The following is an 11,180-nucleotide window of genomic DNA, read 5'->3' as shown; positions in this document are numbered from 1 at the left end:
CCTTACTGTCAAATTGGAAAATCCCATAGAAAGAAATGGGATTTGGAAGACCGGAACTTTGCGGGAAAAAACTGGAGGTTTGTATCGGAACCTTATGTCATATAGAAGGTTACAACTCCAAAGAAAGGCGGATTCTCCTATAAAATTCAATCAGATTCAAAACCCATTTGTTTGTGATTCGAAAAATGTGGAAGTTCCCGTAAAATTCGAAGTATTTGCAGTTCTTACCTGGTTCAGAAATGTGGAAACTTCTTCTAAAAAGCACGATTATTACTCTTTGCGCTTACGGATACTATTCCTAATACTTTCTTATTTCATTTGACACCACTTAGAGGGAAGAATCTGATTTCAAGAGTGGAAAGAAACCGTTTAGCATTAGCAATTACATTCGTATTAGCCACTTTGTCCGTATTGATCGGACTTGTGAATATCTCTTTATCGACTACGACTTCGAAATATTCTCGAGTCACAGGAGGAACCTTTTTCCGTACGGCCCCGATTGGTGCGGCGCTGATCAAGGTCGAAGGCGAGATTCATTCAGGACATTCTACCTTTGAATCTACAGGGTCCGAAAGTATTCTTCAAAAGTTGAGAGATATAGAACAAAACCCGAATATTAAAGGAATCTTAATCGAAATAAACTCGCCTGGAGGAACCGTCGGTGCCTCGCAGGAAGTTTATAACGAGTTGATGCGACTACGAAAAACAAGGAAGATCGTAGTGTCCATGAAAGATATGGCCGCTTCCGGAGGATATTATATCGCTTCTTCGGCAGATAAAATTTTTGCTCTCTCCGGGACGATCACAGGATCGATAGGGGTAATTGCGATGGCTCCGAATATCAAAGGGCTTTTGGATCGTTATGGAGTGAAGGTGAGGACGTATAAGGAAGGAAAGTATAAGGATTCCTTATCTTTATTTCGAGACTCCACGCCGGAAGAAGACGAGATGATTCAGAAAATGCTTTCCGATACGTATAATGAATTCATTCAAGACGTTGCGAAAGGAAGAAACCAAACCGTGAAGTCGGTTCAAAACTTAGCGGAAGGAAGAATCTATTCCGGACAAGACGCGTTTAGAAATAAACTCGTGGACGAAATCGGCGGAAGAAAGGAAGCCTTGGAGGAATTGTCCAGGCTCTGTCAGTACGACGGAGAGATTCCTCTTTATGAAGAGGACGAGTCTCCGTTTGACAGATTGTTTATGATGTTAGGATCCAAGATGAATTCTTTTTCGAGCGAAAAAATTTTCTTCAGAGAATTTAAAAATTCACCCGTACTCGTAATTCTTCCTCAGGCTATCAGGTAGGGATCTCATTGAAAGATTTATTTAATTCTATACTAGGATTGTTAGAAGCCGCTATTTATGAGCCGATTCGATTGGAAACGGCACTCGCGAATCTTTCCGAAAAAAATTTGAATTTTTATTCTTGGATCGTATTAATTCCGAGTGCGTTGAGTATCTCCGTCGGTGCTACTTATCTTTCTCCTCCTTACACGGGTAATTCTATGGGAATGATCGGACTTGCGTTTTTTGCAAACCTATCCATGATTTCCATTCTTCCCATGATCTTAGGGGCTGTGATTGATTTTTACGCGCAGAGAAAACAGAGAACGGGTAACGTTCATTATTCTTACAATCTATGTCGTTTTGGAATGACGGTTTTTATTTTTTTTACTCCTATTTCCATTTTATTCCACGAGGTTGGCCTGACCGGAGGAATCGGTTATTTTTCGATTCTTCTTTTTTTGATCGGTTATTATGTTGCGGTTGTTTCAAAAGGGATTCAGTTTATTTATGATTTAAAAATTTCGGATGCGGTCCGTTTTTCTTTAACTGCCGTTTTGATTTCGGGTATTTTCCCTTTCGTATTCTATTTTTATATTTCCGGTTCCATTCTTCATTTGGTCTTATGAATATTTTAATTACAAACGACGATGGAATTGCTTCTTCAGGGATCAAAGCTTTGGAGGCTATCCTTCAGAAGGAACACGATACGTTCCTAATCGCTCCTTTGAGAGAAAGATCTGCAACTTCTATGGCATTGTCGATTTACGATTCGATGAGAGTGGAACGAATCAATGACAATCATTATATCGTGGACGGATATCCTGCGGATTGTGTGAACATAGGTTTACACGGAGATATTTTTCCGAAGATAGATTTTGTATTATCCGGAATCAATCGAGGTGTGAATATGGGCCACGATATTCATTACTCGGGAACGGTCGGAGCGGCGAGACATGGAGCGGTTCACAGCCGACTTTCTTTGGCTGTGAGTTCCGGAAATGTTACTAAAGATTACGATTATATTCGAGAAGCTGAATTCGTTCGAGATTTTATCAATGAGTATTCCTCTCTTTTAAAGGTAGGAATCGTCTACAACATGAATATTCCGTTCGACTTCGTCTCTTCGATGGAAAATCTTAGGATTACCAGACTTGGAAAGCGTACATACGAGGACACTTATTCTAAGAAGAATATCATCGGAGGTATTGCCGATTTTTATCTCGGTGGTTCCGAATTGGGACATGCCACGGAAGAAGGGACTGACTTTACCGCTTTTTTCTCCGGAAAAATTTCCTTAACTCCTTTGTCTCTCGATCAAACGGATCTTTCGCTTGTACACGAACTTTCGAATACTTTAAGCAAGAGTTTGTCTTAGAACCTCAAAAAAACCGGAGTGGATTCTCAAAGTTAAAAGAGTGGAAATCTATTTTAAGAAAGGGTAGTCCTTCAGGGGAAAAGTTGAAAGATTTTTGATTCGGAGTCTTTTTCAAAACTTTAGAATCCTACGTTGTATTATAAACTTATCGGATGATTGTAGCTGATTTCTCCCATGGATTCTAAGATCAATTTTTGGATAAATTATAAGAATGTCGGATAAAAGCAAAAAATCTAAAAGGAGGATTCTTCAGGAAATTGATAAGGGGAATTTTCTTTTTGCTCTTACACTGATTGATCGTGAAATTTCCTCCGGTATTGAAGATCCGGAATTATATTATAATTTTGCTATATGTTGTACTAGGACCAATAATCATAAGAAATGTATTTCCATTTTGGAGGAACTTCTTGAAAAATTTCCCAGATTCGGTGAGCGGGAAAATTCAATTCTTATGATTGTGTATGCTTTGATTCAAAATAAAGAATATACTAAAGCATTGGAAAAATGTGAGGAACGCCTCAAGATTCAAGTGGACGATTTGAAAATTCTTTCCATGAAGGCTTTTGCTCTGGAAAAGTCCGGTCGTATAGAAGACGCAATCGATATTCATAAAAGGATTCTTAAATTACATCCCGATTATAAGAACAGTTTAAATTCTCTCGGTTATCTGCTTTTGAATCAAAGAGATCCGAGTCCAGAAGAATGGAAATTGGCCGCTGATTGTTTAAAATCAGTTCTTAAAGGAGAACCTGAAAATCCCGCATATTTGGATTCATTCGGCGTGCTTCTCTACAAAAGTGGTAAAAAAGAAGAAGCGATTTTGGCTTTTAAAAAAGCCCTTTTGAAAGCTCCTACACATCCTGAGATCTTACGGCATATTGAAAAAGTGGAAGACTCTACTTGACAGTGAGACCGTTTTTAAAAACATGGAGTCGAAAACGGGATGTAGCGCAGGGGTAGCGCATCTGCCTTGGGAGCAGAGGGTCGTAGGTTCAAATCCTATCATCCCGATTTTAATCCTCAAGACTCGGTAGCTCAGTTGGATAGAGCAACTGCCTTCTAAGCAGTGGGTCGGGGGTTCGAATCCCTCTCGGGTCACCAGGATAAAACAGAGACGGAGAACGTAGCTCAGTTGGTAGAGCTCCAGTTTGTGGTACTGGCCGTCGCGGGTTCGATTCCCGTCGTTCTCCCCAGTGTTTGTGGGAACTCCGGTCGCTTTTTACGAAATTGTGTGGGTTAGTCCTCGCTCAGCCATATATCTTCCAAGCAAAATCCTTTTTTTTCATTTAGATGGTTCTGGTTTTCTGTGATCCAGGTTCCATTAACCATCCAAATAAACATTTTCTGCGGGAACTTAAAACTTATTTCTGGTTGATAATAGGGTTCTAATGGGATTTTAAAATGTTTAGATTTTGAAAAGTTCAAAACTTTTTCGCCTAAAATTCTATCCTTGGGCATTCTAAGCTCTTTGTCCATATCGATGGATTCTCTCAGAATCAAATCGAGTTTTAATTTTTCTAAAGTTTGTTTGCAACCTACAACATGAAGGGTTTTCCATTTTGAGATTTCAGGTTTATTTTCTTTAAGATGATGTGTTTGTCTTAATTCTAATAAGAAATCTTCCATTCTATTTGAATGGCGAAGTTTCGTCCATGTTGTATAAGGATTTCGATCCAAAAGATAACTGATCCTTGAGTCTTTGTTGGAAAGATAGGAATTTGTAAAATCGAAAGATAAAAATGGAGGCTGGATCATAAATGCTTCGATTTTATCTTTTGTAGTATTGAAAAGGTAAAGATTTCCGATTATGATTGCGATTGGGAAAATTGGGATTAAAATCTTCGAGAGTAGACTTTTGGGAATCATAGAATCAAAAATGTGAGAACTCGCACTTTGGGACAATCAGGATTCTGGTTTTTTGAATCTTTCAAACAAAAATAAAAAGGTGATAAATGATGAATATAGGAATTGCGGGTGGGACCGGGTTGATAGGAAGAACTCTTGCGCTTCGATTGCTTAAGGCGGGGCATTTTGTAAGAATTTTTAGCCGGTCTTCTGATATTCCTGTATTTTTCCGAGATAGGAAAAATTTGGAAATTGTGGGGGGAGATTATCCAAAACCGGAGCATCTGGAAGGGTTAGATGGCATTGTAAATCTTGCCGGAGCTCCTATTGTAGGAGTTAGGTGGACTGAGAAAGTGAAAGAGGAAATTCGTTCTTCCAGAGTGAATTATACTGAAAATTTGGTTTCTTCTATTTCTAGAATTGCGGGAACTCCGCCAAAAGTTTTCATCCAAGGATCTGCTATCGGATATTACGGTTTTTTTGAAAGTGGTACGGTGAATTTCTCAGAAGATTCCGCTCCTGGTACGGATTACCTCGCATCGTTATGCGTTGATTGGGAAACTGCTTCCGAGCCACTTTCAAAACTTGGGATAAGGTTAGTCCGAATTAGAATCGGCGTTGTTTTAAGTCTTTACGGAGGAGCTCTCAAAAGTATGCTTTTTCCTTTTCGATTGGGTTTGGGAGGACCGATAGGTTCCGGAAGGCAAGTCTTTAGTTGGATCCATATCGAAGATATGGTAGGTGCAATTGTTTATTTATTAGAAAATTCTAATCTTTCAGGAGCATTCAATTTAGTAGCTCCAAATCCGATAAGTAACGAGATCTTTTCGAAAACACTTGCACATACACTGAAACGTCCCGCATTTTTTAGAGTTCCGGCGACAATTTTAAAAGTCCTTTATCAAGACGGCGCGGACGCAATCTTAAAAGGCCAGAAAGTGATACCGGAAAGATTACAAAAATCCGGATTTTCTTTTTTATACCCAAGGCTTGACACTGCATTGCAGAACCTCTTGATCTCAAGTTCGTAATTTTCTAAAATTTAGAGCTTGTTCCAAATATCTCTAGAGTGTTCTCGGTAAGTTTCTAAAAAATACAGAGTTCCATTGTATTGGCGTTATGTACTGCTTTTTCCTGTCGTTTAAAAAATTACCGGAGTTCCTATTCGGAAGCTTTTTGGATAGGACTCTTGCTGAAATTTAAAATTGATCGGTAAGATCTGATTTTTTCGTATCAAAATGTTGTAACACAACGAACTTTGAGTGCCTGGAGTTTGTCATTTAGATCCATACGTAAGGAACCGGTCACGAAAGAGATAACGACTGCGAAAAAAGTATTGTTTTCATAGGTTGTCGATGTCCAATAGCTAGAGTTTGGAGTATTTGGGAAGGAAACAGCGTTGGTAGCAGGGTTGTTATTATTGAAATCGACGATGCTCAAAAGTTCGTTGGCGTTCGGTAATCTCCAGTTTGTCCTTCCTGCTAAATTTAAAACATTGCACGCATTTAGAGCCGCATTCCAATCCAAATCCAAAGATGCACCCGGACATCCTACGCCGCCCTGTCCTTCCGAACATTGAGACCAAAGAAGTCCCGTATTTTGGTCGGTGACAGTCCCGTTTCCATTATCAACAAAGGAGAACGCTGGAATCGGATTTCCAGAAACGCAGCGAAGATTGATGGTATTTCCTTGTGGCTCATTTGAAATCCCCAAAAGCGCGGCCGAAAAGTTGATCGCCCAATTGGAACCGGGTGTTGTAGTGTCGGCCGTATTTGTCATATATTTGGTTCCTGAAAATGTATTTGGAAACGAGGTGTTGTTTATATGCGGATTGTTCGAATAATGAATCAGAGAGGCTAATTCTTTGACTGTAGGGATTCTCCAATTCGTTTTTCTCGCATATCCTTGACCGTTGTTGAGTCCGTTTAAGGTTGTACAACTTCCTGCTAATCCGGCGTTTGCGTCGGTCCAATTAATCATGGTTGCTCCCCCGGAGCAATTCGAGCCGGTTTGACCCTGAGCACAAGTTTTCCAAGTAAGCCCGTGTAGAGTATCTAATGTAGTATAATCCGAAGTAAATTCACAGTGTGGGGTTGGAGCGGAAAAAGTGCGTGCGTTTGGAGTATTGCTAAATTCTCCATCACTACCGGTTCCCGGACATGCAACGACAGTTCCCACATTATCCCAGCAAATTGTCTGCCCCGTATCAAAAACGGCACCTGGAGTAAAATTTGTAGGTCCGTTCTGACATTGAGAAGTATTCGCCGAATTGTTTGTTTGTTCTTGTTCAGTATTAGAATTTAATTTTTGCAAATATTGGAGTATAACATAAGGAGGGTCCGGTTTGTTTGGAAGTTTTGCACAAAAAAAGAGAGAAAGAATAAAAAAAGATATGATATATCTACGCATTTGATTTGTACTTTACCCTCGGTATTTTTAATTCCTAACAAAAAGAAGTTCGCCAAAAGAGTTCATTTTATCACATGAACGATTTATTTAAAGACCTAATTCCAGGTTTTATAAAAAATACGAACCAGAATGGTATGTTATTCTTAAATTGAGTTTTTATAAAGTTAAATTTAAAACTAGAACGGTCAAATTATATTATGAATGTATTTTTTGAGAATCATTCCAACAGATTTTTTCAAAAGTTATTTTACATTAATGATTTAGAGTTTGTACAAAGATTTAAATGTGGAAACTACTACAGAAATTGAACAAAAATAAAATTTGTTCAAAGGTCATAAAATTCCCAAAGAGACGTAATTTATTAGAGTTCCCATGTTTTGTTACGAACTGACTGAATGATTTACAAACTGAATTCGTTTCGGTTTTGGATAGGCTTTTGGTATTTTCATATTTAATTTTGGCAGATGTTATTTGGTTTTAAGTGAGTTTGACAGGTACTTTTCTAGTTTTTGCAAGTAAGATGTGGGAATTTCCATATTTCAATAGCATTACCGTTACATATTCTTCTGATCTTTAGCGTTCAAAGTAATAGAGAGTTTTCACACTTTAGATCTCCTTTTATGTCTTTTTACGGTTTTAGACGATTTTTTCGCAATAAAGCTTCCTCGTAGTTAGGAAAGTGCTAACAGCTTTCATTTCGCGGGAATTCCTGCACTTGAGAGAATCTCTGATTTTTTATCTCATAACTCACTTTATTCTAAATAAAGTGAGTTTTTTAGAATATAATCCAAGATTTTTTTTGGAATTCGGTTCGGAATTGTGGATCGAAAGAACGATTGCCTTAAATCCGTGGAACTCACTGGAATTAAAGGGTTTTTCAAAAATTGAAATTGAGGGAAAAGTTTTGAATTTTGAGGAACTACTTCCGAGAATCTTCGAAAGACGAAAACTTTTCGAACTTCATCCAAAATTTTTTTATAATTCCTCCATTCGTGAAAATTAGAATAATTATCCTCTCCGATTAAAAGAACAAACTCTCGATTCGGATAGAGAATTTTGAGTTTTTGAATCGTTTCAATCGTATAACTCGGACCCGGATGATTCAATTCCAGATCCAAAATTCGAATCGGTTCCGAAAACTCGGAGACAAATAAATTCAACATTTCTAATATGTTTTCGGGAGAAGAAAACTTTTCTCCTTTGAGAGGGTTTTGTCGGTTTGGAATCAGAAAAACTTCCTCACAGTCCGGGACTTCCTGAAAAAAAGACTTTAAAATTCCTGAATGTCCTTCGTGAGGAGGATCGAAACTACCTCCGAAAATTCCCGTAAGGACTTTGGTCATGGGTTAATTTCGGATTTGTCCGTTTCCGGTTACATAAGTAGTTGTGGTCGTGAGGTGGATCAAACCCATAGGACCACGGACGTGTAACTTGCCGGTGGAAATTCCCACTTCGGCGCCGAGACCGAATTCTGCGCCGTCGTGAAAACGGGTGGAGCAATTGACAAATAAAGCGGCGGAATCTAAGGAATTGGTGAAAATTTTAGCCGTGTTTAAATCTTCTGTGATGATGGCTTCTGTATGACCTGAAGAAGTTCTTTCGATAAAGGCTAACGCTTCTTCCAAACTGGAAACCGTTTTTACCGAAAGACGAAGATCCAAAAATTCTTCCTGGTAGTCTTCTTCTTTAGCCGGCTTTCCTTTCGGATATAGAGAGAGCGCGGAAGGATCAAGTAATAGTTCCACACCTTCTTTGGCTAGGGCTTCTAATAGTTCTTTCCGAAATGGATAACCGTTGTGAAGTATTAAATTTTCCGTAGCGTTGCATACTCCTGGTCTTTGCGCCTTGGAGTTGATTACGATTGGAATCACTTTTGCAGGATCAGCATCTTGATCAATATAGAGATTACAAACACCTTTATCATGTTTGACGACTGGAATCATAGAATGCTCTGAGACAAATTTGATCAAACCTTCTCCGCCTCTTGGAACTACTATGTCGATCAAAGAAGTTTGTTGAAGGAAAGGAAGCATAAAGGAGCGATCCGTTTTGTCTACGAAAGTGATCGTGCTTGTATCGATTCCTTCTTTATTTAGAATTTCATGAAATAGTTTTATTAAAATCTTGTTGGAATGAAACGCTTCGCTTCCCCCTCTGAGAATACATGCGTTTCCCGATTTGAAAGAAAGGGCACCTACGTCGATCGTTACGTTTGGACGAGATTCGTAGATGACCATCACGACTCCGAGAGGAACTCTTTTGGTCACAAGTTCGAGACCATTTGGAAGGGTCAAACCTCTCGTAACTTCTCCGACGGGGTCTGGAAATGAAACGATTTCTCGAACTGCGGAAGCCATGGAAGCAATTCGTTTATCATTTAATAAAAGACGGTCCATCAAAGCGGAAGAGAGATTCTTTTCTTTGCCGTTCTTTAGGTCGGATTCGTTTGCGGAAAGGATTTCCGATTTACGTTTTTCTAATAGGTCTGCAAGTCCCAAAAGAACCTTATTTTTTTGGGATGAAGGGAATGATTTTAAAGTTCTGGAAGCTTTTTTGGCTTGATAAGAAAGTTCTTTAACGTACTCGATTTCTTTCATAGATGATTTTCCCCGTTGCCGTTTCGATTTTTGCGAATGATTTCTTTCACATCTTCCTCAGAAAAAACTCGGTTTCCGGAAGGCGCAATCAAAGTTCCAGCCGAGTTTTTTTCCAAAAATTCTCGGATCGCGTGCATTTTCTTGCCGTTTAAAATTGCGGTCGGTATTCCTGCTTCTGATAATAAACTGGCTGATTTAAGTTTGGTGAACATTCCACCGGTTCCGGGGCCGCTCGGGCCGCCCGCGAGCTTCAGATCGTCTTTGGAAATTCTTTCCAAAAAAGGGACTACTTTCTCTTCTTTAAGAAAGCCCTCCACTCCGGTTAAAATGAGAAGTAAATCCGCACCTACAATCAAACTTACAAGTGCGGAAAGCATATCGTTGTCTCCAAACTTCACTTCTTCGGTTGCGACCGAGTCGTTCTCGTTGACAATAGGAAGTATTCCCCATTCCAAAAGTTGAGTGAACGTGTTCTTTAGATTTTTATAACCTTCTTTGGATTCAAGATCCAGAACGCCAAAAAGAATCTGGGCTATGTTCAAGTTCGCCTTGGAAAAAAAACTGTCGTAAAGATTGATGAGTCTGTTCTGCCCCATGGCGGCTAACGCTTGTCTTTCGAAGAGGGAATCTCTAAAAGAGACGGAAGAGGGGAGTTCATTTAACAAAAGTTTTCCTCTTGCGATCGCACCCGAGGAAACTAGGATCACTTTTTTATCGAGATCTCTGAGATGACGAATGTCGCTTACCAATTGAAATAGAAAATCGTTCACTTCCGATTCGGGACCGGACAGCCTCGCGGAACCTACTTTGATGACGATTGTCTCTGCACTGTGGATTTTTTCTGACAGTGAATTTCGTTCCATATTCGTTCTGTTGTATCCTGTAAGTCGATTCTAGTTGGAAAAGTTTTTTTGAATCTACTTTTACGAAGCTTGTTTCTGCACCGCAAGTGTCTGTCCCAAAAATTTAAAAAAATCGACGACAAACATTTGACAGTTCGTAACAATATGCAAGAAAGTATTACGCCTCTTTGGCAGAGCCTTAAGCATCCGTTACGGTTTTTCGCATTTTAAGGCCTTGGAAACAACCTCCAAAGAAAAAAATGTTCTAAAACTGAGGATTTCATTCTTTAACTTCCTTCGAGTTTCCGAAAGAATCTAAAATATCGGATTCGTTTGAAGAGACCGATTTTAATTCTTTGGTTGATTTTAGGACCTTTTCGATTTCATCCTTAAAAAAAGTCTCGTCCATCGCTTCCAAGAGTTTTTCTAGATCTATCTCTTTATCCGCGGAGATGGCGATCACTTTGCCAAGATGAGTAATTTTGGAAATTATATCCTTCGTAAATTCGGGATCATCCCAAATATCAATCTTATTTAGTACAATAAGATAAGGTCGATTGAGTAATTCCTGGTTGTATGTGAAAAGCTCGTTTCGAAGCATTTTCAAATCTTCCTCAATATCCAGAGAAGAAGCGTCGAAAAGATATAGAATTCCTTTGACTCGTTCTATGTGGCGTAGAAAAGAAAGACCGAGTCCGATTCCCATACTAGCGCCTTCGATAATACCGGGGATGTCCGCGATCGTAAAACGAAAGATATCGCCTCTTCGTTTAACAACGCCGAGATTCGGAGAAAGGGTCGTGAACGCATAACCCGCTATTT

General features: G+C 39.2%; 12 protein-coding genes and 3 tRNA genes (1 of these 15 cut by a window edge). 9 read left to right on the top strand and 6 right to left on the bottom strand.

Annotation, left to right across the window (positions count from 1 at the left end; translation table 11 throughout):
- Positions 1–13: 13 nt before the first annotated feature.
- The 8 genes from LEP1GSC190_RS14340 (at position 14) to LEP1GSC190_RS14305 (ending at position 3,858) form a co-directional block, all read left to right on the top strand.
- On the top strand, positions 14–322 hold the full coding sequence (locus LEP1GSC190_RS14340) for a hypothetical protein (RefSeq protein ID WP_237578307.1): 309 nt from the start codon (positions 14–16) through the stop codon (positions 320–322).
- Positions 323–354: 32 nt separating this feature from the next.
- On the top strand, positions 355–1,308 hold the full coding sequence (gene sppA / locus LEP1GSC190_RS14335) for a signal peptide peptidase SppA (RefSeq protein ID WP_036034728.1): 954 nt from the start codon (positions 355–357) through the stop codon (positions 1,306–1,308).
- Between the two features lie 8 nt (positions 1,309–1,316).
- Positions 1,317–1,916: a hypothetical protein gene (locus tag LEP1GSC190_RS14330; RefSeq protein ID WP_002748797.1), complete on the top strand. Its 600-nt coding sequence runs from the start codon at positions 1,317–1,319 to the stop codon at positions 1,914–1,916.
- Positions 1,913–2,665, top strand: coding sequence for a 5'/3'-nucleotidase SurE (surE, locus tag LEP1GSC190_RS14325; RefSeq protein WP_002748832.1), 753 nt, complete (start codon positions 1,913–1,915; stop codon positions 2,663–2,665). Before LEP1GSC190_RS14330 ends, surE begins: the two co-directional genes overlap by 4 nt.
- A 211-nt stretch (positions 2,666–2,876) precedes the next feature.
- Complete coding sequence (locus LEP1GSC190_RS14320) at positions 2,877–3,569, top strand: tetratricopeptide repeat protein (RefSeq protein ID WP_002748840.1); 693 nt, start codon at positions 2,877–2,879, stop codon at positions 3,567–3,569.
- A 35-nt stretch (positions 3,570–3,604) separates the two neighbouring features.
- Positions 3,605–3,676 (top strand) — tRNA-Pro (locus tag LEP1GSC190_RS14315).
- Positions 3,677–3,689: 13 nt separating this feature from the next.
- Positions 3,690–3,766 (top strand) — tRNA-Arg (locus tag LEP1GSC190_RS14310).
- 16 nt (positions 3,767–3,782) lie between these two features.
- Positions 3,783–3,858, top strand: a tRNA-His gene (locus LEP1GSC190_RS14305).
- A gap of 43 nt (positions 3,859–3,901) precedes the next feature.
- Here LEP1GSC190_RS14305 and LEP1GSC190_RS14300 read toward each other — a convergent pair.
- A complete protein-coding gene (locus tag LEP1GSC190_RS14300; RefSeq protein WP_051066347.1) occupies positions 3,902–4,531 on the bottom strand; it encodes a hypothetical protein in 630 nt (209 codons plus the stop codon).
- Between the two features lie 89 nt (positions 4,532–4,620).
- On the opposite strand from LEP1GSC190_RS14300, the gene LEP1GSC190_RS14295 reads away from it, so the two are divergent.
- On the top strand, positions 4,621–5,541 hold the full coding sequence (locus LEP1GSC190_RS14295) for a TIGR01777 family oxidoreductase (protein ID WP_002748727.1): 921 nt from the start codon (positions 4,621–4,623) through the stop codon (positions 5,539–5,541).
- A gap of 202 nt (positions 5,542–5,743) precedes the next feature.
- On the opposite strand, the gene LEP1GSC190_RS14290 is transcribed toward LEP1GSC190_RS14295, so the two are convergent.
- The 5 genes from LEP1GSC190_RS14290 to obgE form a co-directional block, all read right to left on the bottom strand.
- Positions 5,744–6,919 carry an Lcl C-terminal domain-containing protein gene (locus LEP1GSC190_RS14290; RefSeq protein ID WP_002748845.1) on the bottom strand — a complete coding sequence of 392 codons (1,176 nt, stop codon included), beginning with the start codon at positions 6,917–6,919 and terminating at the stop codon, positions 5,744–5,746.
- A gap of 752 nt (positions 6,920–7,671) precedes the next feature.
- On the bottom strand, positions 7,672–8,262 hold the full coding sequence (gene nadD, locus LEP1GSC190_RS14285) for a nicotinate (nicotinamide) nucleotide adenylyltransferase (protein ID WP_002748833.1): 591 nt from the start codon (positions 8,260–8,262) through the stop codon (positions 7,672–7,674).
- A 3-nt stretch (positions 8,263–8,265) separates the two neighbouring features.
- Complete coding sequence (locus LEP1GSC190_RS14280; protein ID WP_002748829.1) at positions 8,266–9,516, bottom strand: glutamate-5-semialdehyde dehydrogenase; 1,251 nt, start codon at positions 9,514–9,516, stop codon at positions 8,266–8,268.
- A complete protein-coding gene (gene proB / locus LEP1GSC190_RS14275) occupies positions 9,513–10,379 on the bottom strand; it encodes a glutamate 5-kinase (protein ID WP_002748857.1) in 867 nt (288 codons plus the stop codon). Before proB ends, LEP1GSC190_RS14280 begins: the two co-directional genes overlap by 4 nt.
- 259 nt (positions 10,380–10,638) lie before the next feature.
- Positions 10,639–11,180, bottom strand: partial view of a GTPase ObgE gene (gene obgE, locus LEP1GSC190_RS14270; protein ID WP_002748732.1) — the end only. It continues 556 nt past the right edge of the window; only the last 542 of its 1,098 coding nucleotides appear in the window; its start codon lies off the right edge, out of view; its stop codon occupies positions 10,639–10,641.

It is taken from the genome of Leptospira mayottensis 200901116, assembly GCF_000306675.2.
Taxonomy (GTDB): Bacteria; Spirochaetota; Leptospiria; order Leptospirales; family Leptospiraceae; genus Leptospira; species Leptospira mayottensis.
The sequence above is the reverse complement of the archived record's forward strand: the minus strand, read 5'-3'. Positions and strand labels throughout refer to the sequence as shown.